Source organism: Nitrospira sp. (assembly GCA_016788885.1).
Classification (GTDB): Bacteria; Nitrospirota; Nitrospiria; order Nitrospirales; family Nitrospiraceae; genus Nitrospira_A.
This window is the reverse complement of the sequence record JAEURX010000048.1, coordinates 1-22,940: the sequence shown is the minus strand read 5'-3', so window position 1 is coordinate 22,940 and position 22,940 is coordinate 1. Positions and strand designations below refer to the sequence as shown.

Annotated in this window: 26 protein-coding genes; 17 read left to right on the top strand and 9 right to left on the bottom strand. The window is 58.8% G+C overall.

The genetic code is table 11. The features are described 5' to 3' along the window. Positions 1 to 39: 39 nt before the first annotated feature. From JNL86_12920 to JNL86_12875, 10 genes are all read left to right on the top strand, one after another. Positions 40 to 495: a polymer-forming cytoskeletal protein gene (locus JNL86_12920; GenBank protein ID MBL8043811.1), complete on the top strand. Its 456-nt coding sequence runs from the start codon at positions 40 to 42 to the stop codon at positions 493 to 495. Between the two features lie 32 nt (positions 496 to 527). Beyond that, positions 528 to 1,634, top strand: coding sequence for a tRNA 2-thiouridine(34) synthase MnmA (mnmA, locus tag JNL86_12915; GenBank protein ID MBL8043810.1), 1,107 nt, complete (start codon positions 528 to 530; stop codon positions 1,632 to 1,634). A 205-nt stretch (positions 1,635 to 1,839) separates the two neighbouring features. Further along, positions 1,840 to 2,379 carry an ATP synthase F1 subunit delta gene (gene atpH / locus JNL86_12910; protein MBL8043809.1) on the top strand — a complete coding sequence of 180 codons (540 nt, stop codon included), beginning with the start codon at positions 1,840 to 1,842 and terminating at the stop codon, positions 2,377 to 2,379. A 2-nt stretch (positions 2,380 to 2,381) separates the two neighbouring features. Further along, a complete protein-coding gene (locus JNL86_12905; GenBank protein MBL8043808.1) occupies positions 2,382 to 3,899 on the top strand; it encodes a F0F1 ATP synthase subunit alpha in 1,518 nt (505 codons plus the stop codon). Between the two features lie 65 nt (positions 3,900 to 3,964). Beyond that, positions 3,965 to 4,852 carry an ATP synthase F1 subunit gamma gene (atpG, locus tag JNL86_12900; GenBank protein MBL8043807.1) on the top strand — a complete coding sequence of 296 codons (888 nt, stop codon included), beginning with the start codon at positions 3,965 to 3,967 and terminating at the stop codon, positions 4,850 to 4,852. A gap of 68 nt (positions 4,853 to 4,920) precedes the next feature. Further along, on the top strand, positions 4,921 to 6,363 hold the full coding sequence (gene atpD / locus JNL86_12895) for a F0F1 ATP synthase subunit beta (protein MBL8043806.1): 1,443 nt from the start codon (positions 4,921 to 4,923) through the stop codon (positions 6,361 to 6,363). A gap of 115 nt (positions 6,364 to 6,478) precedes the next feature. After that, a complete protein-coding gene (locus JNL86_12890; protein MBL8043805.1) occupies positions 6,479 to 6,901 on the top strand; it encodes a F0F1 ATP synthase subunit epsilon in 423 nt (140 codons plus the stop codon). Further along, a complete protein-coding gene (locus JNL86_12885) occupies positions 6,876 to 7,865 on the top strand; it encodes a hypothetical protein (GenBank protein ID MBL8043804.1) in 990 nt (329 codons plus the stop codon). The genes JNL86_12890 and JNL86_12885 overlap by 26 nt, the downstream gene beginning before the upstream one ends. Positions 7,866 to 7,976: 111 nt before the next feature. Continuing rightward, positions 7,977 to 8,891, top strand: coding sequence for an RluA family pseudouridine synthase (locus tag JNL86_12880; protein MBL8043803.1), 915 nt, complete (start codon positions 7,977 to 7,979; stop codon positions 8,889 to 8,891). A gap of 307 nt (positions 8,892 to 9,198) precedes the next feature. After that, a complete protein-coding gene (locus JNL86_12875) occupies positions 9,199 to 9,396 on the top strand; it encodes a hypothetical protein (GenBank protein MBL8043802.1) in 198 nt (65 codons plus the stop codon). Between the two features lie 299 nt (positions 9,397 to 9,695). Here JNL86_12875 and JNL86_12870 read toward each other — a convergent pair whose 3' ends face one another. After that, positions 9,696 to 10,100 carry a hypothetical protein gene (locus tag JNL86_12870; GenBank protein ID MBL8043801.1) on the bottom strand — a complete coding sequence of 135 codons (405 nt, stop codon included), beginning with the start codon at positions 10,098 to 10,100 and terminating at the stop codon, positions 9,696 to 9,698. Positions 10,101 to 10,565: 465 nt separating this feature from the next. Here JNL86_12870 and JNL86_12865 point away from each other — a divergent pair, with 465 nt between their 5' ends. After that, positions 10,566 to 11,549: an RluA family pseudouridine synthase gene (locus JNL86_12865; GenBank protein MBL8043800.1), complete on the top strand. Its 984-nt coding sequence runs from the start codon at positions 10,566 to 10,568 to the stop codon at positions 11,547 to 11,549. Positions 11,550 to 11,609: 60 nt separating this feature from the next. After that, on the top strand, positions 11,610 to 12,032 hold the full coding sequence (locus JNL86_12860; GenBank protein ID MBL8043799.1) for a hypothetical protein: 423 nt from the start codon (positions 11,610 to 11,612) through the stop codon (positions 12,030 to 12,032). A gap of 77 nt (positions 12,033 to 12,109) precedes the next feature. Here the strand turns inward: JNL86_12860 and JNL86_12855 are convergent, their stop codons facing one another. Next, a complete protein-coding gene (locus tag JNL86_12855; protein ID MBL8043798.1) occupies positions 12,110 to 12,289 on the bottom strand; it encodes a hypothetical protein in 180 nt (59 codons plus the stop codon). A 63-nt stretch (positions 12,290 to 12,352) separates the two neighbouring features. On the opposite strand from JNL86_12855, the gene JNL86_12850 reads away from it, so the two are divergent. Then, positions 12,353 to 12,793: a GNAT family N-acetyltransferase gene (locus JNL86_12850; protein ID MBL8043797.1), complete on the top strand. Its 441-nt coding sequence runs from the start codon at positions 12,353 to 12,355 to the stop codon at positions 12,791 to 12,793. Positions 12,794 to 12,879: 86 nt separating this feature from the next. Here the strand turns inward: JNL86_12850 and JNL86_12845 are convergent, their stop codons facing one another. The 3 genes from JNL86_12845 to JNL86_12835 all read right to left on the bottom strand — a co-directional run bounded on the left by JNL86_12845 (position 12,880) and on the right by JNL86_12835 (position 15,570). Beyond that, the gene (locus JNL86_12845; GenBank protein ID MBL8043796.1) at positions 12,880 to 13,701 is read right to left on the bottom strand and encodes a metal ABC transporter permease; all 822 of its coding nucleotides are present in this window, start codon (positions 13,699 to 13,701) and stop codon (positions 12,880 to 12,882) included. A gap of 100 nt (positions 13,702 to 13,801) precedes the next feature. Further along, positions 13,802 to 14,584 carry a metal ABC transporter ATP-binding protein gene (locus JNL86_12840; protein ID MBL8043795.1) on the bottom strand — a complete coding sequence of 261 codons (783 nt, stop codon included), beginning with the start codon at positions 14,582 to 14,584 and terminating at the stop codon, positions 13,802 to 13,804. Positions 14,585 to 14,643: 59 nt separating this feature from the next. Beyond that, positions 14,644 to 15,570, bottom strand: a complete 927-nt coding sequence (locus JNL86_12835; GenBank protein ID MBL8043794.1) for a zinc ABC transporter substrate-binding protein — start codon at positions 15,568 to 15,570, stop codon at positions 14,644 to 14,646. Between the two features lie 146 nt (positions 15,571 to 15,716). Here JNL86_12835 and JNL86_12830 point away from each other — a divergent pair, with 146 nt between their 5' ends. Both JNL86_12830 and JNL86_12825 read left to right on the top strand, forming a co-directional pair. Then, a complete protein-coding gene (locus tag JNL86_12830; GenBank protein MBL8043793.1) occupies positions 15,717 to 16,901 on the top strand; it encodes an anhydro-N-acetylmuramic acid kinase in 1,185 nt (394 codons plus the stop codon). Positions 16,902 to 16,916: 15 nt separating this feature from the next. Beyond that, positions 16,917 to 17,435 carry a DUF2726 domain-containing protein gene (locus tag JNL86_12825; protein ID MBL8043792.1) on the top strand — a complete coding sequence of 173 codons (519 nt, stop codon included), beginning with the start codon at positions 16,917 to 16,919 and terminating at the stop codon, positions 17,433 to 17,435. A gap of 60 nt (positions 17,436 to 17,495) precedes the next feature. Here JNL86_12825 and ybgF read toward each other — a convergent pair whose 3' ends face one another. After that, the gene (gene ybgF / locus JNL86_12820) at positions 17,496 to 18,017 is read right to left on the bottom strand and encodes a tol-pal system protein YbgF (protein MBL8043791.1); all 522 of its coding nucleotides are present in this window, start codon (positions 18,015 to 18,017) and stop codon (positions 17,496 to 17,498) included. Positions 18,018 to 18,351: 334 nt separating this feature from the next. On the opposite strand from ybgF, the gene JNL86_12815 reads away from it, so the two are divergent. Next, positions 18,352 to 19,185 carry a right-handed parallel beta-helix repeat-containing protein gene (locus tag JNL86_12815; protein ID MBL8043790.1) on the top strand — a complete coding sequence of 278 codons (834 nt, stop codon included), beginning with the start codon at positions 18,352 to 18,354 and terminating at the stop codon, positions 19,183 to 19,185. Between the two features lie 43 nt (positions 19,186 to 19,228). On the opposite strand, the gene JNL86_12810 is transcribed toward JNL86_12815, so the two are convergent. Continuing rightward, the gene (locus JNL86_12810) at positions 19,229 to 20,161 is read right to left on the bottom strand and encodes a GGDEF domain-containing response regulator (GenBank protein ID MBL8043789.1); all 933 of its coding nucleotides are present in this window, start codon (positions 20,159 to 20,161) and stop codon (positions 19,229 to 19,231) included. 548 nt (positions 20,162 to 20,709) lie between these two features. On the opposite strand from JNL86_12810, the gene JNL86_12805 reads away from it, so the two are divergent. Then, positions 20,710 to 21,474 carry a transglycosylase SLT domain-containing protein gene (locus JNL86_12805; protein MBL8043788.1) on the top strand — a complete coding sequence of 255 codons (765 nt, stop codon included), beginning with the start codon at positions 20,710 to 20,712 and terminating at the stop codon, positions 21,472 to 21,474. A gap of 428 nt (positions 21,475 to 21,902) precedes the next feature. Here JNL86_12805 and JNL86_12800 read toward each other — a convergent pair whose 3' ends face one another. After that, the gene (locus JNL86_12800) at positions 21,903 to 22,076 is read right to left on the bottom strand and encodes a hypothetical protein (GenBank protein ID MBL8043787.1); all 174 of its coding nucleotides are present in this window, start codon (positions 22,074 to 22,076) and stop codon (positions 21,903 to 21,905) included. Between the two features lie 407 nt (positions 22,077 to 22,483). Beyond that, positions 22,484 to 22,940, bottom strand: a 457-nt coding sequence (locus JNL86_12795) for a transposase family protein (protein MBL8043786.1), incomplete at its 5' end; no start/stop codon positions are given.

The following is a 22,940-nucleotide window of genomic DNA, read 5'->3' as shown; positions in this document are numbered from 1 at the left end:
GGCCGGTCGCCGCTGTGGGGTACGTCAAGGAGGACGCTGATGTGGGGTGAGACCAAAAAGCAGTCCGTCGCGGAAGTTGACAAGTTCACCTTTCTCGGGAAGGGCACCAGTTTTAAGGGTATCGTGACGTTTGATGGCACGGTTCGGATCGATGGGCGTGTAGAGGGAGAGGTTCACACGGGCGGAGCGGTGATCGTCGGCGAAAGTGCCGTGATCAAGGGTGTGATTGCCGCCGGCTCGGTTGAAATCAGTGGGCGGGTGAAGGGCTCCGTCACTGCATCCCAAAAAGTCGAGATTCAAAAGCCGGGCATTCTCATCGGCGACATCCAGAGCCCAGTGGTGGTCATCGAAGAAGGGGCTCATTTCCACGGCATGAGCAACATGGGGGCGGAGAAGTGGGTGGAGGATGACGTGTCGGAGTTCGGTGCGCCGCAAGACCCCGGAGTGCGTGACCTGGTGGCCCATCGGGGCAAGGTGAAGACGCAAGAGCCGTAAGTAATCATCCCGATATCCTCTCGATCGAAATTATGAAGCGCCAAAGTGTGCTGCTAGGTATGAGCGGCGGAGTGGACAGCTCCGTCGCTGCCGCGTTGCTCGTGCGGCAAGGCTACGACGTGCACGGGGTCACCCTCCAGGTCTGGGAGCACGAAGACGAGGCGATTGCGGTATCAAAGCGCTGGGAAGAGCGGGGGTGCTGCAAAATCGGCATTGCGAAATTTGTGGCGCAGCGTCTACGTATTCCATATGAAGTGGTCGATCGGCGCGACGTCTTTCAGCGCGGCGTCATCGACGATTTCGTGGCCGGGTATGCGTCTGGCATCACGCCGAACCCCTGTGTCCGGTGCAATGAGCGTGTGAAATTGCACTCCCTCTACGCCCTGGCCCAGGAGCGTGGCATAGACTATGTGGCCACAGGACATTATGCGCGAGTGGGCCACGCCGAGGGGGTGTGGTCGTTGCATCGGGCGCTCGACGCGCGCAAGGACCAGAGCTACTTTCTCTATCGCATGAATGCGGCCTGGCTGCCGAAGGTCTTGTTCCCTGTCGGGCACATGCAGAAGCAGCAGGTCTGGCAGGAAGCCGAAGCGCTGGGGCTGCCGGTCGAAGAGCTCAAGGAGAGTCAGGAAATCTGTTTCGTCAGCCATGGGGACTATCGCACCTTTCTGGAGAAAGAGCGCCCCGAACTGAAGCAGCCAGGGTCGTTCGTGGGGGTCGATGGCCAAGTGCTCGGTCGACATGAAGGCATTGCCTTCTACACGCCGGGGCAACGTCGCGGACTCGGTGTTGCGGTGGGGCAGCGGTTGTATGTGCAAAAGGTCGTGCCGGAGTCGGCTCAGGTTGTCCTGTGTGCCGAGGAGCAGCTTGTCCAGTCGCAATGTGTGATCGGTGATCTGAGGGTCTTCGATGAGGCCGTTGGGGTTCACCCGGTGGAAGCGGAAGTGAAGATTCGGTATGCCTCTCCGCCCTCAACGGCGACGCTTCTCCCTTCTGGCGAAGGACGCCTACTGGCTCAATTTCATCAGCCGCAGCGAGCATTGAGCCCCGGACAGTCCGCCGTATTTTATGCCGGCGATCGGGTTCTCGGGGGGGGAATCATTCAGCGGTCCGAGGCCGCAGATCTTCTTCCTGCATAGAAGGTGTGGCGGCGACAATGGTTTGTCTCACCAGGTTTTGCTAAGCGGTCGGTGTATCACATCTGGGGCCTTGCTCCTTGTGAAGTGCCCTTCCTCCTTGACAGTACCAGCGTTTGAATGCTAACTTGGCGCGCTTTTTGTCGTGCCCACCGCACGCAAGCTTCCCGTTTGATCAAAACACGGTTAACCGTAGCGGATAGGTATTGTGATTAAGACAGCCGTCGCACGTCGATACGCAAAGGCTCTGTTCGAACTTCTTGACACTCCCAGCATCGAGTCGGCCCGAGCCGGATTGAATGGTTTGGGGGAGGCGTTCACGCAATCAGCCGCCCTGCGGCACGCGATTGCCTCACCCGTGTTTCCGGAAGCCACCAAGCTCGCCGTGCTGATTGAATTGGCTACTCAGTGTGGATGTCCGCCGGTGGTCAAGCGGTTCCTCGATCAGTTGGTGAAAAAAAATCGCGTCAGTTTCCTGCCCGATATCGCCGAGGCCTTTGCCAAGCTGGTGGATGAATCCAAAGGGACCCAGCAAGTGCTCGTGTCCTCCGCAACCGCCTTGCCCGCGACGGAGCAGGATCGGATTACCGCCCGACTGCGCGATGTCCTGCGGCGCGATGTCGATGTCACTTTCCATACAGAACCTGAACATGTCGCCGGCCTCCATATCCGCCTGGGCAGCACCGTCGTAGACAGCACGGTCCGGGGCCGACTGAGCGCCATGCAGCGAGTGTTGACCAAGGAGTAGCCATGCAGATCAAGGCAGAAGAGATCAGCTCCATTATCAAAGAGAAGATCAAGGGCTTCGATCAACAGGTCGATGTCAGCCAGACCGGGTCCGTCATTCAGGTCGGCGACGGTATCGCGAAAGTCTACGGCCTCGATGGCGCGATGGCCGGAGAAATGCTCGAATTCCCGGGCGGGCTGTACGGCATCGCCTTGAACCTCGAGGAAGACAATGTCGGTGCCGTGTTGATGGGCGACGATGTCGGCATCAAAGAAGGCGATCCAGTCAAGCGCACGGGCCGCATTGCGGAAATCCCCGTGGGCGAAGCGCTGGTCGGACGCGTGGTCAACGCCATCGGACAGCCGATCGACGGCAAGGGACCGATCAACTCGCAACATTCTTCACGTATTGAGGTGGTGGCGCCGGGCGTGAACACCAGACAATCCGTGCGAGAACCGTTGCAGACGGGCATCAAGGCGATCGATGCCATGATTCCTATCGGTCGAGGACAGCGCGAATTGATCATCGGCGACCGCCAGACCGGAAAGACCGCGATCGCCGTCGATACGATCATCAACCAGAAGGGCCTAGGTGTCTTCTGTATCTATGTCGCCGTCGGCCAGAAACGGTCAACCGTGGCCCGCGTGGTGAAGACGCTCGAAGAAAATCACGCCATGGAATACAGCATGGTCGTGGCCGCGACGGCCAGCGATCCTGCCCCGATGCAGTTCCTGGCCCCGTTTGCGGGCGCCGCGATCGGTGAGTATTTCCGTGACAACGGCAAGCATGCGTTGATCGTCTATGATGATTTGTCGAAGCACGCGGTCGCCTATCGGCAGTTGTCCTTGTTGCTCCGTCGCCCGCCTGGCCGTGAGGCCTATCCCGGCGACGTGTTCTATCTGCACTCTCGTCTTTTGGAGCGGGCGGCAAAATTGAGCGATAAATTGGGCGGTGGGAGCTTAACGGCCCTTCCGATCATCGAGACCCAGGCCGGCGACGTCTCGGCGTATATTCCGACCAACGTCATCTCCATTACTGATGGGCAGATCTACCTGGGCAGCGATTTGTTCTATTCAGGTATCCGTCCGGCAATTAACGTCGGTCTCTCCGTGTCTCGCGTCGGTGGGTCTGCCCAGATTAAGACTATGAAGCAGGTGGCTGGTACTCTCCGGCTTGATCTTGCGCAGTATCGTGAAATGGCGGCCTTTTCCCAGTTCGGCAGTGAACTCGACAAGGCCACGCAAATGCAGTTGGCCCGCGGTGTCCGCATGGTGGAACTGCTCAAGCAGGGACAATATAAGCCCATGCCGGTTGCCGATCAGGTGTTGTCGATTTATGCCGGCGTCAATGGATTCCTGGACGACGTGCCCGTGGACAAGGTGTTGCAGTTCGAAGCGGACCTGCTTCATTACGTCGCGCAAAATCACCAGGACATGCGCAAAGATATCGCCACGGTCGGCAAGATCGACGACAAGGTGGGGGGCAAGCTAAAAGAAATCATCGCCACCTTCAAACAGAAAATGGGCTACGGATTAAAATAGCCACCACGCGTTGCCGTTCAGCCTCGAGCTGAGGGCGTGACGCTAGGGGCTGAGAGCGTACACGAATGCCGAGCTTACAATCTCTGCGGCGAAAAATCGCCGCCTTTAAGAATACGCAGAAAATTACCAAAGCCATGAAGATGGTTGCGGCCGCGAAGCTCAAGCGTTCGCAAGATCGTATTCTGGCTGCGCGACCCTATGCGCACAAGATGCGCGGGGTGCTCAGCAATCTGAGCCAACGTGTGAATCGTACCTCCCATCCGTTACTCCAAAAGCGAGAAGGGAAGAAAATCGAAATCCTCGTCGTCACGAGCGATCGCGGTCTCTGCGGTGGGTTCAACGGCAACATCGTCAGAAAGAGCGCCGAGTTTGTCCGGCAATGCGAGTCGCAAGGGTTGTCGGTCAATCTCAGCCTGATCGGACGAAAGGGCCGTGATTATTTCCGCCGGCGGTCCTGGCCCATCAGGCAGGAGTGGACCGGGATTTTCGATAAATTGAGTTTTGAGCATGCCATCGATATCGGTGGAGACCTGACCGAAAACTTTGTGAAGGGCACCTTCGACGAGCTCTATGTCGTGTACAACGAGTTCAAGTCAGCCATTCAACAACGCGTGATCGTCGAAAAGTTATTCCCTATCGACGCGGCTGCTGAGTTCGGCACTGCGCCAAACGGGCCGGAGCAGACTTCGACCGGTGGCAGCTACTTGTACGAGCCGGATGAGGCTGAATTGCTGAACGCCTTGGTGCCGAAGCACTTTCAAATTCAGACGTACCGTATTTTGTTGGAGTCGGCGGCCGCAGAGCATGGCGCACGGATGGCGGCGATGGACGGCGCGACCCGGAATGCGGGTCAGCTGATCAAGAAAGTCACCTTGTATTACAACAAGACCCGCCAGGCGGCCATCACCAAAGAACTCATGGATATCGTGGGTGGCGCAGAGGCCCTGAAATAAAATCTGGACTGAGGAATGCTGCACGACGGTAAGCTACCGGGTGCATCAGTGACGACAAGAGGAGCGTTATGAGCACAGGAAAAGTCATTCAAGTCATCGGCCCCGTGGTCGACGTGGAGTTTCCTCCCGGTCAACTGCCGAACATCTACAACGCGCTGAAGGTGACGCAAGAAGAAAATAAGGCGGCCGGAAAGCCGGCGGTGCGGATCACCCTCGAAGTCGCCTCTCACCTCGGAGAGAATCGCGTCCGCGGCATTGCGATGTCGACGACGGATGGTCTTACGCGCGGGATGGACGTGACGGATACCGGTGCGCCGATCGCCGTACCCGTTGGACGGGAAACGTTGGGACGACTGATCAACGTGCTTGGCGAACCAGTCGATGAAAAAGGTCCGATCAAGACGAACAAAACGTATCCAATCCATCGTCCAGCCCCGAGATTGGAAGATCAGGACACGAAGACAGAAGTCTTGGAAACCGGCATCAAGGTCGTCGATTTGTTGGAACCCTACAGTAAGGGTGGAAAAGTCGGGCTCTTCGGCGGCGCCGGAGTCGGCAAGACCGTCATCATCATGGAGCTCATCAACAACATCGCGCTCCACCATGGTGGATTCTCAGTGTTCGCGGGCGTCGGAGAGCGGACGCGTGAAGGTAACGACCTCTGGCACGAAATGCAGGAGTCCAAAGTCATTGATCCCGATGACCATACCAAGTCCAAAGCAGCTTTGGTGTATGGGCAGATGAACGAGCCGCCGGGCGCGCGCCTCCGCGTCGCATTGACCGGCTTGGCCGTGGCGGAATTCTTCCGGGACGAAGAAAATCAGGACGTGTTGTTGTTCGTGGATAACATCTTCCGGTTTACCCAGGCCGGATCCGAGGTCTCTGCGTTGCTCGGCCGCATGCCGTCCGCGGTGGGGTATCAACCGAACCTATCCACTGAAATGGGTGCGCTCCAAGAGCGGATTACCTCGACGAAAAAAGGATCCATTACGTCGGTGCAAGCCATTTATGTCCCTGCAGACGACTTGACCGACCCGGCGCCGGCTACCGCGTTTGCCCACTTGGACGCCACCACCGTGTTGTCGCGCCAATTGGCTGAGTTGGGAATCTATCCGGCTGTCGATCCCCTCGATTCGACTTCACGTATTCTCGATCCTCAGGTGATCGGTGAAGAGCATTACAAAGTCGCGCGCGGTGTACAATCCGTGTTGCAGCGGTACAAAGATTTGCAGGACATCATTGCCATTTTGGGCATGGATGAATTGTCGGAAGACGACAAGATGGTCGTGGCCCGGGCAAGAAAAATTCAACGGTTCCTGTCGCAGCCGTTCCACGTCGCCGAAGCCTTCACCGGTGCACCGGGTAAGTACGTGAAACTCAAGGATACGGTCCGCAGCTTCAAGGAGATCCTCGAGGGCAAGTACGATCATCTGCCCGAACAGGCCTTCTACATGGTCGGCCCAATCGAAGAAGCGGTCGCGAAGGCAGAAAAGATGGGCGTCAAGGTCTAGCAGCCAGATGCCCTTGTGCTCGCAGACCGCGCACGCTTAGAAGGTGCTCGGCCGATGCGCGCACGGCAGGGCATCCTGACCGCTAGCCCTTTTGCTAGAGAGCAGGAAAAGAACGATGGCAGGAAAGATTCTGTTAGAAGTCGTGACGCCGGAAAAATTGCTCCTGAGCCAGGAGGTCGATGAAGTCATCGCTCCCGGCAGTGAGGGCGAGTTCGGTGTCCTTCCGGGACATTGCCACCTCCTGTCCAGTCTGCGCATCGGCGAGCTGCGTTATAAGTCACACGATGTCTGGCACTACATGTCGATCTTGTGGGGCTATGCCGAAGTCACACCTGCCAAAGTCACCGTCATGGCCGAAATTGCCGAGAAGGCTGAGGATATCGATGTTGGTCGCGCACAGCAGGCCGTGGAAAAGGCCGAACAGCGCCTCCAGGCAGGAGGCCTCCCTTCAGAGGTCAAAGAAGCGCAGATCAGTCTCGAAAAAGCCCGTCTTCGAAAGAAGATCGCCGACCGTGCTCGAAAAGCCGGCCACGCGTAAGGGGGCGCTCTCTCGACCTCCCGTCAGTGGATTTCTTCGCGCCCGTTCATTCGGCGCCAATGTGCTCCACGCCAATCTCTTCCACTCCTGCGTTGGACTCATCATTCTTCTCCTGGCCTCGGCGTGCGCCGCGCCTCCAATACAGACTCGACCGATTCAGGCTGAGGCGACATGGTTCGTGAGGTTGGATTCTGTTGTCCCCTCTGAGCGCCCCTCAGTGCAGTACCAACATCCAGCTCACTGGAATGAGCAGGACCTGTTTGCCATTCTCAGCAGGCTGTTTCTCGAACAGCGCGTTGGCATGATGGACGAACCGAAGCCGGTGCGCGATGTCTTTTCAGTCGAAGATCTGCAGCAGATCCTGCCGAGCGTGACGGCAGCGTTCCAACAGGCCTTACCGCATGAATGGGTGGCCTTCGCGGTCATCCGGAAAGGCGGCATCGAAGACAGCCTGGTCACGTCAGGCGGCCTCTTTCAGGAGGCGCATCGACTTCATATTGTCATTGCGAATCATCGAACCCCTCTCACGAAACACTCACCAGAGCTCGCGAAGATCCAGAGTAATCCCCTGTATTCAGTCCATGGAAGCGGCGGTGTCCTGAACATTGAACCAAGACGATATGTCCTGGCGATGAAAGCCAACTGGTCCGGGGGGCACCGAGCCTCGGCGAACGAAATGATCTTGGACTACGACGGATATCTGGCCCATCTCCGCTTGACGGACCGATCACCAGTGACACAGCAAGCCCCGTATCCCGGCCAACCTGGCGAGACTCGCCCAGTTCAACCGAACGGATCATCCCTAAGCGACGATACTTTGTCAGACCCATCAACCATGATTTCCCGACTTGAACGGGAGATTCAGCAACTCAAAGGCCAACTTGCCGACAAGGAACGACAAGTCGAACAACTCAAGCGGGACACTCCTGGTTCGCCCCAGGAACGCCTAGCACCCGCGCGTTGACGGACGTCGTAGGGACGTCACAAGATCGCGCCATTTCCAGCCAGGCGCAGGACTTCGGTTGAAGCGCAATGCCGTGAGGCTATCGCGCGGCATCGCCAGGGCTTGATACGTATGCAGACCGAATTCATCATCTCTGCCGGGGAACGACCGAAACGATTGGACCTATTTCTGGTTCATCGTGAACCAAAGTTGTCGCGCGCGGCCTTACAGCGAATGATCGAAGCCGGGTGGGTGCGCATCAACCATCGAGTCGCCAAACCAAGTCGGAAACTTCAGCCGGGTGACATCGTCCACCTCGACACCCCGCAGCCGGCGCCCATGTTGTTCAACGGGCAGACGCAAGCGCTGGACATTCTCTTCGAAGATGCTGCCTGCTTGGTCGTCAACAAACCAGCCGGGATTGTGTCTCACCCAGGCCCCGGGCATTGGAACGACACATTGCTCAACGCCTTACTCCACCATGCGAACACGTCCGGCAGCGTAGACCACATCGGCGTTGTCCATCGACTCGATAAGGACACCTCTGGGGTCCTCGTGGTTGCCAAAACCAAGGCGGCTCATCGGCGCCTGTCGGAACAATTCGAGTGCCACAGCGTGAACAGGGAATATGAAGCGCTCGTCCATGGAGTACCGCACCCGGCGGTAGGCCTGATTGACAAGGCCATTGGTCCTGAGACAGGCAGACCGACACGGACGTCGACGCGCACCCTGCGTCCGAAACCCGCCACCACCGCATACAGGGTTGAGGAGATCTTTGGAGGAGTGGCTTCGCATCTCGTGCTGATGCCTCGTACAGGCAGGACCCATCAAATTCGAGCGCATCTTGAGACGATCGGACACTCGATTCTCGGCGACCGCCTCTACAGCGAAGGTCAGTGCCGCACGATGGACGGCCCACAGGTCTCCAGGGTGATGTTGCATGCGAGGAGGCTCGGATTTCGACATCCAGAACATCACACCTATTGTGAATTCACTGTGGCGGCACCGGAAGATTTCCAATCCACCAGTCACCTGCTCCGTCGTTGAAAGCTCCATCAATCCCACACGTGAGACGGAGAAGGGCTACCGCGCATGTATGGCGGCAAGTCCTTGGCATCCGTATGAGGATGGGTATGCTTCGCCACATGATCACTCTCTTCGAAACCCTCTTATGACCGTCAGTCACACGTCAAAATGGTGCAGGCTGGCCTGGCCCTCCCGGGGTTCTGCTTATCGGGCGCGCATTGTGTCAGGCAATATCTGAAGTACGTCCAGGGCCTTCACTATCAAATGGGGTGTTGAACGGCAATTCAATCTGGGCCACGAAGCCAACGCGCCGGCATGATTCTCATCGATGATCCTGCTCTTGAGGGCCGCTTTGCTCACGGTGGTCGCGCGCTGTGAATGGAGGGTCGGAGGCAAAGACAGACGACACTGGGCCGGACTTGCCGAGATCTTTTATTATCTTTCCCTCGACGAAGCCGCGCAGATTCACGAAATGTTCAAGCTCTTCGAGGGCCTGCATCCCACAGGCCATGTTTATTACTCCTAGACCATCGTTGGCTGTCTGGCAGTCACTACCGTAGGCGTTCTGTATCTCAGCTTCTTGGCGCGTCTGCCTGTAAGGAGCAGGTGGATATTCGTATTGACAGGCACGCTTTATGTCGAGAGCGTTAGGCGTAGAGATGGTGGAGTCCCGTTATCAGTATGTCCACGGAGCCTGGTCATCCCTGCCCTCAGCGCCTCGCCTCTCCACTTCAACGCAATTCGGCGAAGGCTGTGGCTGGACCCGGCACTGTATGAACTCGGCGCTGAGAGGGCAGTCATTACGAAAGAAAGAGGTGTATGTCACTACAGCGAGAGGCTTGAAATGTCGCGGTCCAAGTGCCGACGCTGGAGGAGAAAGAAGGGAAAACGTCCGAAGGCGAGATGACACCCCACCAGATAACAAGACTGCTGCGATCCGACCGGTAGTTCGGTCGTCCATCGCACTTCAAAGAGACTCGTCTCTCGCTGTGGCTGCAGGGCGGGATTGTGGAGTGTAAGGAGTTGCCCATCAAGGGCCTTTTGGTCCAGCAGCAGGAGGATGCCCTCGGAGCTAATGTTTAACGAGTGCGCCTTGCCCGAGATGAGCGGTGTCTCCTGCCGTCGTTCTCGCAGCAACCCGTACAGGCATGGGGTCTTGACCGAAAATCGTGCGTCGATGCGACGTTCGCGCTGGGCGACCGGTTCAGGCGAAGGCCTGTGGTTGTCCACAGGTGGCACGCGCACCTGTAATTTCGAGCCAAAAGAATTCTGGAGCGATCTGAGAATTCTGTGGATGAAATCTGAGTTCATCGCGAGGGCTTGCTCCAACTCATGTATGACTTCGAACCTGCGAGATATAGAAAGCAATTCGAATGCCCATGAGACGCTGAATAGATACGTCGCTAACCACCTGATTTTAGTTCATGCGGAGAGGGCCATCCTGGAAGAGCCTATGAGAATGCACTTGGACGTGGCGTCAAAATTTCGGCTGGACTGTCAGAATTGAACAAGACTGGGCTGGGTCATGATGATGCACGCGTGCTACTCATGAGTGAATATCATGTGGATGAGATGTGGATGATCTGTGTGGCACATGTGTAGAAGCGGTGGACTAGTTCGGCATCTTGTTTTTGCCGAGCCCCTGTGTCAGCCTACGCACGCCGTGAGGTCAGCCATCCTTCAAGCAGTTAGCATGTGATGAGAGTACGTACGACTCCGGTTGAGATCGTGGTGACCGGAGGTGAGTCGTCAAAACGGATCGACGTCTTTCTCGCCAATCGTGATCCAACGTTTTCCCGCTCGGCATTGCAGCGACTGATCGGGGAGGGCCGGATACAGATCAATGGCCGGCCCGTGCGGCCGAGTCAAAAGATCAAGCCGGGTGACCGGATCAGGATGGAAGTGCCTCGTCCTGAATCACTCGATCTCCAACCAGAGGCGATTCCCTTTGAGATTCTATACGAGGACGCCGATCTGTTAGTGTTGAATAAACCGGCAGGTCTGGTCGTGCATCCGGCGCCGGGGAATTGGTCGGGCACGCTCGTGAACGCGCTATTGCATCACTTTGCGACAGCGGGCGTCACGCCTTCGCATGTGGGTGGAAAGGAGCGACCGGGTTTGGTCCATCGCCTGGACAAAGAAACTTCCGGTGTGATGGTCATTGCCAAGACCGACCAGTCGCATCGCGCCTTGGCGGCCCAGTTTAAACAGCATACGATCACCCGGGTGTATGAGGCGTTGATATGGGGCAGGCCGAAGAAGGGACACGGGGTGATTGAACTCGCCATCGGCCGGGACACGAAAGAGCGAAAAAAGTTTTCAGCCCGGACAACCAAACCGAAAGCCTCGGCGACCGAGTATCAGATCGAGGCACGGTATGGAAAGCTTGCGGCGCATGTGCGTCTCACCCCGAGGACGGGGCGTACCCATCAATTGCGGGTGCACCTCACGTCAATCGACCACCCCATCCTTGGCGATAAAACCTATGGAGGGGCTAAAGTGATGGCGGTCGCGGGTATTCCGGTTCCCCGAGTGATGCTGCATGCCCGCACGTTGGGCTTCATACATCCAACCGGTGGTGAGTATCATCAGTTCGACGTGCCGTTCCCACACGATATGGAGCAGGTCCGAGACCTGCTCCACGCCGCGACCGCGGCCGAGGTCATGTCTGGAGCGTGAGCGAGGCTCAGTGTGCGGGATGTGCGCTGTGCCGTTGGGGGTATTCAGGAAAGGACTATCATGGAAACCAGTGCAGTGCTTGATCGGATCGGTGAGCTGATTGCGCAACTCAAAGGGTATGCCTCCAAGTTACCGACGGTCGTGCATCTCGCCTCCGTGCCGACCGGTGTCAAACCCAAACCGGAAGCCGTCGAGGCGTTCGAGCAGGCGCTCTTGCGATTTCGGGAGCAAAGCGGGCGTTCCCCATTCAGGGGGCTGCAGGACTATCTGATGGAATCACTCGAAGCCTTCGAGGTGGGCAATGTGCTAGGCGCCGTCCAGCCGCTGATGGCCGTTCTGGATCATCTGGAGCGAATGCAGCGGGACAAGGAAATTAAAATGGCCCCGCCGGAGGAGAAGCGGATGGGGGAGTACCGTAGCGCGTTGGTCAAAATCCTCCCTGGCAGTCAGCCGGAGCTTGAGGGGGCGGGGCGGGGAATGTAGGCACAGTGTACCCCTTGCTCAGGGAGTGGCGCAGGGCGTCGCCCGACCGTACGTCCGCGAGGAGTGGTGCGGAGGGCCTAATGTCCCATCTTCGGTCCGGCAGCATTCGCACCGGCGGTGACCAATTGAAACCGGACGGTGGCGCTACAGTGCGGACACTTGGCACGGACCGTCTCTTCATCGATGACTTCGTAATGGTCTTGTTTGAGCCACATCAATTGAAAACACTTTGGACAGCTTCGTACTTGCGTTCCCATGGTCTTCCCCTTACACTACAGTGAATAGACACCCCGCGCGTGGAGGGATTAATTTAGTACAAGATGCCTTCTGCTCTCAAGACCGGCCAACGACCCATCACATTTTCTGATCGCAACGATTTCGACGCGGCACAACTGATCCAATTATACCGGCAGGCACCCTGGGCCAAGGACCGTGCGCTTGAACAGGCGCGGGCCATGCTGGCACACACAGATCTTGTCATTACGGCATGGGATGGGGCCAGGCTGGTCGGCTTTGGGCGCGTGTTGACCGACTATGTGTTTCGGGCGTCCATCTGGGATGTGATTGTCGACCGCGACTATCAAGGTCAGAAGATCGGGACCGAAATCGTCCGCCGCATCCTCGATCACCCGACGCTGCAGCAGGTTGAATTGTTCTGGCTGTGCACGCGCCGACCGGGATTCTATGAGCGGCTTGGCTTCAGTGCCAAGGAACAGACCGGCATGGTGTGGTCGCGCAAGCATCCTGGTTCTCAAGCCTGATTCGCTCTCGCCAAGTCATCACGTTCCGATCACATTCGACCTGCATCACGAGGGGGCGCCTCAGAGTCAGGTCTACCCAGCGACGGTTATTCCTGATGCACGCGATGCAGTCGCTTCGGGGAGCAACAGACCGCCAGGAAAAAGAGGGTCGTGGCGAGCAGGACGATGGACGGCCCCGAGGGCAAATCGAACATGTAGGACAGCAGGACGCCCGTGACCGAACAGAACACGCCGATCAGCATGGAGTAGAGCGTCATCTGCGTCAGGCTGTGGGTGAGCTGGTAAGCCGTCGACGCGGGAATCAGAATCATGGCAAACACCAGAATGGCGCCGACGGTTTTGAGCGCAATCACCACGGTCAGTGCGACCAGGGTCAGGAGGAGGTAAAAAATCTGGCGAGCGGGGACGCCCGAGGCTGCCGCCATTTCCTGATCGAATGCGATGAAGTACAGTTCTTTTGAGAGCAGCAGGATGGTTCCCAAGACCCCCACACTTAACCCGCCGATCGTCAGCAGTTCCTCCTTCGTGACGGACAGCACACTGCCGAACAGATATCCGTAGACTTCTGGATTGTAGGTCTTCATCAAGCCCAGAAACAGAATGGCCAGCGCCATGGTGGCGGTGTAGAGGATGCCGATCGAGACATCCAGTTTCATGCGGCCTTTTTCCTCGACCCATCCGGTGATCCAGACCGTGGCCAGTCCGAAGGCGATCGCGAGGCTCAGGGGGGGGAGCCCCAAGAGATAGGCGAGCGTGACCCCGGCAAAGGCGGCGTGCGCCGTCCCGGCACCGGCAAAGGCCAGTCCACGCAGCACCACGAATACGCCGATGACGGAACAGACCGATCCGACCAGTGCGGCGGCAAGCAGGGAGCGTTGCATGAAATCGTAGGTGAGCAGTTCGAGCATCGTGTTCGTCAGTGATGGGACATGTGCCGGAGTGGCAACAGAAGGCACCTCGAGATCGAGCGAGTCGTATGCCGTCCCGGCTCAGCCCTCACGAGAATCCTCAATGATGATGGTGGTAATCCTCCACGATCACAAAGTCCTTGTCGGTGATGACCAGTTCCTTTCCATAGACCTGGCTGAGGATATCGGGTTGTAGCACCTCATGCGGTGGGCCGGCCGCGAACAATCTGGTTTTGAGCAGCACCAATCGATCGACTCGCGAGCGAATCATGTTGATGTCGTGCGTGATCATCAGAATCGTCAGTTTCAATTGTTGATGGAGCTGCTGGATCAGTTCCACCACACTGTGTTGTGCCGTCAGGTCCAGGCCGGTGGTGGGCTCATCCAGAAGCAAAATGCGGGGCTGCTGCGCCAGCGCCCGCGCGATGAAGACGCGTTGCTGTTGCCCGCCCGACAGCGCTCCGAGTGCCGAGTCCCGGTGGTGGTCCATGCCGACTTGTGCGAGCGCCTGCCGGGCGATGTCACGGTCCTTGCCTGAGGGGCGTCGAAAGAGGCCGAGTGCGCCGTAGCGTCCCATCATCACGGCTTCCAGGACGGTGACCGGAAAATTGCGATCGAGCATGCCCTTTTGCGGAAGATAGCCGATGAGGGCGCGGTGATGGCAGCGGAGCTCCTCGCACGCACAGTCGAGGACTCGGAGGGTCCCGCTCAATGGCGCCATGAGCCCGAGCACGGCGCGGCACAGCGTGGTTTTTCCCGATCCGTTGGGCCCGATCACTCCGACAAATTCGGATTCAGGAATCGTGAGCGAAATGTCCTCCAGCGCGATGGTGCCGGGAAATCCGAAGGTGGCGTGGTCGAAGCGAATAATGGGGTGGGTCATGCGCGGGTCGTTCGATGAAGCTGCTGGATCGTCAGTCGATGTCCGGTTGGGCGCGGCGGTTACGTCTGTTTCAGGGCACTGGCCAATTGGAGCACATTATAGCGCAGCATGTCGAGGTAGGTCTCGGTGCCCGGCACGCCCCCGGGGAGGGTGGTCAAGACGGCGATCTGTGCCCCAGTTTCCCGTGCGAGGAGCTGCGGAACCTTCTGGTTCAACTGCACCTCGGAGATGATGACTCGAATGTGGTCACGCCGAATGGTTTCGATGAGCGCTTGTAGGTGTCGCGCGGACGGTTCACCTCCGGGTTGCGTGAGGATGGTCCCCGCGATGCGTAGTTCATAGCGACGGGCGAAATAGGGCCAAGCCGGGTGATGGACGATGACGGCGCGATTCGGCAGCTGCTGCAAGAGACCCAACGTCTCATCCTGGACGCGTGTGAGCGATTGGAGATACGTCGTGGTATTCGCCCGGTAGTCTGCGGCATGAGTCGGGTCTGCTGCGGCCATGGCATTGGAAATATGCTGCACCATCGTCGCGGCTGAAGATGGATCGAGCCACACATGGGGATTCCCGGCCGTATGCGCATGTCCATGCGCCTCTTCGGCTGATTCGGGTTGGTCATGAATCAATGGAATGTCTTTGGATGTCGTGATCACTTGGAGCGAGGCATTGCCCGCATTCTTGACCAACGACGAGACCCAGACCTCGAGTCCCGCACCGACTTCGAACAGGAGGGTCGCCTTCCGGACCGCCACCAGATCGCTGGGCTTGGGCGAATAGGTGTGCTCACTTTCGTAGCCCGTCATGAGGGAGACGACGCGCACGTGCGTGCCACCGACCTGTTGCACCCAGTCCTTCAACACCGGAAGGGTCACGACGACGTTGAGGGGTTCGGCTGCGGCAGCCACCGAAACCGAAACGGAAGTGGTCCAGTGAAATGGTGCAGCGAGGGCGATGAACAGGACACAGAGAATCAGACGAGACATCCGGCGGACGGTAACACCCGACCTCCGCAAAGTCAACGCGCGGCCTCATGTTAGATGCGCCGCTTGACCCCTTGCCTGCTTTCTATTAGCGTAGCGCACCGAAGACGAGGTCGAGGCGTGTGTCCGGTTGGCGGGAGGAGCGCAAGATGAAGGTGGTCGGGCTCATGTCCGGGACATCGGCCGACGGCGTCGACGCCGCGTTGGTGGATATCGTTCGGCGGGGCGAAACATTGCGGATCACCCCGCTGGCGTTCACGTCGGCTCCCTATCCGCCTGCGTTGCAGCAACGGGTGGTGGAGCTCTCCCTGCAGGGGCAAGTGGCGGAGATCTGCCATATGAATGCCTATCTGGGAGAGCTGTTCGCAAAAGCGGCCCTTCGTGTGATTCGCAAGGCGAAGTATCGGCCGGCCGATATCGATGCGATCGGATCGCACGGACAAACGATTCACCATTTGCCGAAGGGGATTCGCGAGTCGGGAGTGGGCCTGGTCCGTTCGACGCTGCAGATCGGCGAGCCGGCCGTCATTGCGGAACGCACGGGCATCACCACGGTGGCGAATTTCAGGCCCCGTGATCTGGCGGCGGGGGGCGAAGGCGCGCCCCTGGTTCCTTATGCTCATGCGGTGGCGTTCCGCCATCCTCGCCGAAGTCGGGTGGTGGTGAATATCGGTGGGATCAGCAACATCACGTATCTCCCTGCGGGAGCGCGAGTGCACGAGTTGCGCGCGTTTGACACGGGGCCCGGCAACATGGTGCTGGATGCGATTATGCGGGCTGCGACACGGGGGGGGCGGTCTTACGATGTCGGGGGGCGACTGGCGCGGCGAGGGATGGTCAATCAGGGCTTGCTCAGGGAACTCATGGCGCATCCCTTTCTGGTACGGCGGCCGCCGAAGTCGACCGGGAGAGAAGAATTTGGTGCCCCGTTTGTTCAGGCGCTGATTGCCAGGCAGCACAAGACGCGGTTGTCCCTTGAGGATCTGCTGGCGACCTGCGCGGCTTGGACGGCTGAGGCGATCGGTTCCTGTCGGCGGTGGATCTCGGGTGAGATCGATGATGTGATCGTCGGTGGGGGTGGGGTCTACAACCGCGCCATCATGGACGCGCTTCGCGAGGTGTTCGCGCCGGCGCCGGTGTTGACGTTCGACGACTGCGGGTGGAGCAGCAAGGCGTTCGAGGCGACGGCGTTTGCCCTGCTCGCACACGACATGCTGCTTGGGCACTGCACGAATGTTCCTGGGGTGACGGGCGCACGCCATCCGGTGGTGCTTGGCACCGTCGTGCCCGGCGGCGCAGGTATGCGGATCATGCAGGCAGGGTCTCTCCGTTGATCTGAACGGGCTGCGATGGAATTACTGTATCCAATTTTAGGAATCGGCGCGCTGGTCTTTCTGGGAAGTCTGGCATGGGAGACATTCGGTCGTCGGCGGGCGTCCGATGTGCCGGTGGGGGGCTCTTCGTCGGGGATGTCGTTTGCCGCCAAGCCGTTGCTGACGGATCAGGAAGTGCAGCTCTACAACTTACTGCGAATGGCGGTGGAAGATCGGTATCTGCTGTTCACCCAGATCCCTCTTTGGAGCATCCTGGATTTGCGGACGCCGTCAGGTACGCCGCCGGCCAAGACGTTGCGAGAACTCGCGCTCACACGCGCGACATTTGTGCTGGTACATCCGGGGAGTCGGTTGGTTGAGAAGGTGGTGCAAGTGAATCCCCCGGTGTCGGAAGATGCCCCGGAGGCCGCCGACGAGTCGTTGTTCGACGGGGCGCTCCGGGCCGCCGGGATCCAACTCGTACGACTGAGCCCGCTGCATACGTACACCGTGCCTGGGCTCGTCACCGTGTTGGATCTTGCCGACCCCGATTGAGGTCGCCGGATCGCCGCAGTCACTGCGTCGCCGGAAGCGACGGAGCCCTCGCCGCTCTGCTCAACTCGGCTCGGTGGCGATCGGTTCGCCCTTTGCGGCCTCGGCGTCCAGCGCCTTACGCGCGACGTCGGCTTCGGGGCTGTCGGGATACTGGCCCGTGACGCGTTCATACATCATCTGCGCTTTTTCGCGATCGCCTTGCTTCGTGTAGATCTGTCCGATCTTCAGCGTTGAGGCGGCGAGTTTCTGGCTCATTGGGTAGTCGGAGATGAGCTTAAAGAACGACGCCAACGCGTCGTTGTGTCGGCCCATGCGGTACTGGCATTCACCCATCCAATATTGCGCATTGGCCGAGAGTGAGGACTGCCCATGCAGTTCGAGGAAGAAGCGAAAGCCGGCGAGCGCTGCGGGATAGTCCCTGTGTCGAAACTCCTCCATGACGCGATCGTAAAGGCGATGTGCGGCGTCCGGGGGCTGAGGGGTGGCCGCGAACAGATTGGGTGCGGGTGTGAGGATGGCGAATAACAACATTGTTGCAGCGATGCCTCGGACTGAACCGGTGGTGAATCGAGCCATGGTCATGGGATTCCCTCTTTCTTCCCTGGTGAATCGGGGCTGGTTCCGGCTGCGCGTCGTGCCTCGTCCCTATGGAAGAATTGCACCAGCTCGATGAGTCAGGGAAATCTGCTGTGAAATTGGCTGGTTCCCCGGTGAGCAGAACTGGACGACTCAGCTTGGCACGGAACATTCGGTGCGGAAAGTAGGCAGGAGTGTACGGAAACTGCCGGCGGCGAGCGTGCCACGAGCTCGGCTTGACAGATCCCGGATGCTCAGTTGTTATCGGTTAGCATTCTTCCGGTGCGGCTGTTCCGCCACTTCGCGGTAAGGCCGGCAGGCGTGTGCGGCACAGGTGTGTATGGAAAGACCCTACGAACCAGGTTCCACGGGAGTTCGGAACGAGCCCATTCATGACCCGCCTCCCAATCCGAAGGGCGGGCGGACGCTGATCGTCGATGCTCGCGACCCTCACGCATACATTCGGCCGAGCGCGGCGCTGAAGGAGGCCGAAGAGACCGATCAGATTTTCATCCGTCCCGGTGTGTACGAGGACAAAGTGTTCGTGGCCGACCGGCCTGTGCTGCTCATCGGCGCCGGGCGTGACCATGTCCAGATCTACAGCCGCCGCGGAGGACCGTTGTATTTACAGCGAGTCCCCAGCGGACTGATTACGGGGATCACGTTTCGGTACGTGGGGAGCGATCAGCATTCGGCGATGAATCTGCTGGACTCTGTGTGCACGGTGACGCAATGTCGGGCGACCGAAGGCGTGTTGTCGGGCGTCGTGATTTATGGTCCGGAAGCCCGCGCGACGTTTGTCGACAACGAAGTCTGTTACAACCGGGAATCCGGCATCTTTGTCTTTGCCGGTGCTCAGCCGCGCGTGGCAGGCAATCAGTGCTTCGGAAACCATCATTTCGGGCTGGCGGTGCGAGATCCGGGAAGCCATCCGGAATGTGTGCGTAATGTGTGCCATGCCAACATGCTCAGCGGCATCCTCCTATTTCATCACGCAGAGGCGCTGTTGTTGAGCAATACCTGTCGTGACAATCAGCACTGGGGACTCGTCATGACGCCGGATACGCATCCGACGCCTTCGCACGAGGAGTTGGTGACGGCGAATGTATTTTTGCCTAATCCCCGCGGATCGCTCGTGGTGACGGAGCAGCCCCTCGCCGATATCGGGCGGTAGGGCGGAGGAGTCTGTGGTGCGTGGCGGGAAGCGGGGGCTACGTCTACGAGAGGGAAGCGGGTGTGCTCGATGGTGAGCGCCCGGCTGGTGCATGAAAATGAAACCGTCCCCCGCCTTGCTGCTTGGCGGCATACATGGCCTTATCCGCATGCCTGAGCAGTTCGTCGATGTTGTCGTCATCGGCCGGGTATAGCGTGATGCCGATGCTCACGCCGATCGAGATGCGATGGGGCCCGATCTGAAACGGAGTGCCGATCGATTCCACGATCCGTTTCGCGACGACCAGGACATCCTCTTCGCCTGAAATGCCTTCCAGGATCGCGGTGAACTCATCGCCGCCCATGCGGGCGACGGTATCGACTTCGCGGACGGATTCCAGCAATCGCGCCGCGACCTCTTTCAGCAGCTGATCCCCGACATCGTGGCCGAGTGTGTCATTGACGCCCTTGAAGCGATCGAGGTCGAGCAGCATGATTGCGAGAGGTTGATCCTTTCGTTTGCTGCGCGCCATCGCGTGGATGAGGCGGTCACGAAACAGGGGGCGGTTGATCAATCCAGTGAGTTGATCGTGTTGTGCCAGATACGTCAGACGCTCCTGCGCTTTCTTGCGTTCGATCGCATACAGAATCGAACGCGCAAGAAACTCCGTTCCACCATCCCCCTTGACCAGGTAATCCTGCGCACCGTGCTGCAGGGCTTGCAGCGCCAACGGATGGTCATCGTGTCCGCTGAGGACGACGACCGGCACGTCGGGACTCGTGGCCAACACCTGGGTGACCGTGCTGAGACCATGGGTGTCGGGAAGCGAAAGATCAAGAAGGACAGCGTCGAACCGGCCACGACTCAGCTTGGCGAGCCCATCCGACAGCATGGAGGCATGGGTGATCTCGAACTGATTGAGGGACCATTCGGCCAGAAGATCTTGCGTGAGTTGAGCATCGACCGCGTTGTCTTCGACCAGCAGCAGTTTGATCATGAGGCGGTGCCCATACCCCGGCAGAATGCGAACACGGTGGTCCTGCCGGGAGTGACGCAGGGTTCTGTGGCCAGGGGGGTGATTCGTATGCAGAGGCAAGTCGTCATCGTAGGTGGAGGCTGTCTTGCCGGCACGTGGGATGGCTGCTCTGGTTGCGCACTCCATCTTGGTGGTGACTGAGCTGAGGCGATTCTAGCACGTCGGTTTCAACGTTCAAACAAGAGCCTGTTTCCGCGTGGCGGTTCTCATTCGGCCAATCTATGAGGCAGGCCCGGTCTCGCTCGTCAACAGGAGAAGGTTTGCGCTCCGCAACGGATAGCAATGAGCGAACGGCCAAAATTCGGCGGCGCTGTGACCAAAAATCGCTCGTTTCGTTGGCCCGTCCGTCCCGAGGCTGTCCAGAGGGATAGGTGCTAACCGTTTGAAGTGCATGGGGCTGGGCGCTTTTGTACACCATGCGACGGTGGCACAAGATCTGCGGGTGTAAGGATGGTTTGCGAGATACGCGAGACCCTGCACTCTATGCGGCGGGAGAAATGGGAGGGAGTATGGCCCATGAACGATGTGTCCGGAACAAGCTGGACTCCACGTTTCCTGAAGATCGCGAAGCCGGAGAGCGGACCGCTCTTGTCTGGGCCCTTCCTCTGGCGATTGCGAGTGCGCTGGTCGTTGGAGAGTCGGCGTCTGCAGAGAGTGACATGTATGGATATGTCGGTGCGAACGGCCTATTTGAAATGACAAATGTTCCCACCGATCAGCGGTTTCGTCCGGCTGATCCCCAGGCGCGCCGATTGGCACATCGGGTATCGGTGAAAGAAGTGGAAGACGCGGTCGAACGATATGCCTGGCAGTTCCAGTTGCACCCCGCCCTGCTGCTAGCCGTAATCAAGGCTGAGTCGGACTTCAATCCCACGGTGATTTCGCGCGCGGGTGCGGTGGGGCTGATGCAATTGATTCCTGAAACGGCGATTCGCCACGGGGTGCACAATCTGTATGATACCGGCGACAACATTCGCGGCGGCGCGCGGCACCTGCGCTATTTGTTGGATCGGTTTAATGGCAACGTACGGCTGGCGGTGGCCGCGTACAATGCGGGTGAACGACGAGTCGAGCGATATCGTGCGATTCCGCCCTATCAAGAAACCCGCGACTATGTGCGAAAGGTGATGATCTATTACAAAGAGTTTCGCGGCGATTATCAAGCCACTCCTGGGAAGGCGGTGTTGCTGGCCATGCACCACAAGCCGTTGCAGTTGGAGCCACGGCCGCTCACTCTGGCGGTGCGCCACTCACGGCTTGGGGCCGGGAAGTAGCGCGGTCCGATCTCGCAGCCTGTCTTCTGTGACGATCTCAAGAAGCCTACACGAGAAAGAGGCTGAGCGTTCGTATGGCCGGTACCGTGCACACAGGGGACACCGGCGTCGATCTGTGAGGTGTGTCGTGGAAGACGTTACTGCAGATCATTGGGAGGGAGGGCGTTCAGAATGAGTGCCTCCGGCGTCGTACAGAGATCTCAGACCACCGTATCCAGCGCGGTATGGCTGTATGCGTGCGCCGCGAACGCCTCTCGCTCCACAAGATACGGATTGAGCCGGGAACGTGTTTCGCTGATGTAGCGTGACGAATGGGAGAAGAGCCCATGTCGCAAGGCGTCACCGGGCAAGGTGTCCGCATGATAGTGGTAGATGCCGTAAGGATCTGGATGGGCCTGAAGGAATTCTTCTAATCGCTACGCAGAACCCTAAAGCGTCGTGACGTCTCTCTCCGGTCCAAATTGTGTACTCTTATCGCCCGAAGCCCACAGGCCGTGATGGCCATCCTTCGTTGCCTGATTCAAGGCCTGCTCAAGCAGACCTAACATTCGATCGGCGTTGAATCGCCCCTCTATGAGATGAGTGTTATCAGAGGACAGCACGAGACTGCCTTTCGCAATCTCTCGTGCGACATCGATCGCCTACGGCGAGGAGCGAGGGATGCACGCTGGCCACTCTGGGCGGAGCATCGAGATACGGACAGCGATAGTTCTCAGTCAGTTTTGTCGTATGACCACGGACATTCCCGGCAGATGCGGCGTGGGAGAGCCCTTATGGGTCATGCATTGGTGCCGAGGAAGTGGTGGTATGCCATCTCGGGGTACTTGGGCTGACGAAAGCCATTCAATGCCAGGTGAGCCCTCTTGTCCGGAACGCAAGTCAGTCCAGATTAGGTTTCTCGTGCACGCAGTGGATGCTGGTGTGGGGCGTTTGCCGAGATTTTATGCATGCTGCGGATGCGTGGAGATCTTCAATCGCGTTCCGGCAGGAGTGTAGTGCTCCCTTGAAATCAAGCCACCTGCGTGAGTTGTTGCGTCCGATATTGGATCGGGCTCCGATAGCCCAAGGCCTGATGCGGGCGCTCCTGGTTGTACCACTGCATCCACTCTCGAATGACGCGTCGCGCGTCCTCGAACGTCCGAAACACGTGCTGCCCGACACACTCTTCTTTGAGACTGCGGAAGAACCGTTCGATAATCCCATTTTGTTCCGGCGTATACGGCGTGATGAACTCCTGCGTCAGCCGATAGTCCCGGCAGGCTTGCCGAAACCGTCGACTCTGGAAGATCAGACCATTGTCACTCCGCAGCACCGGCGCCCCCACGGGCCGCAGCGTCCCAAACCGGGCCAGGCAGGCGGCTTCCACGGCGCGCTCGGCCTCCTTCGCCCGACTCCGCAAGGCGAACTCGTACCCAATCACTTCCCGATCATGACAATCGATCACCGCCGCCAGATGGGCCCAGCCG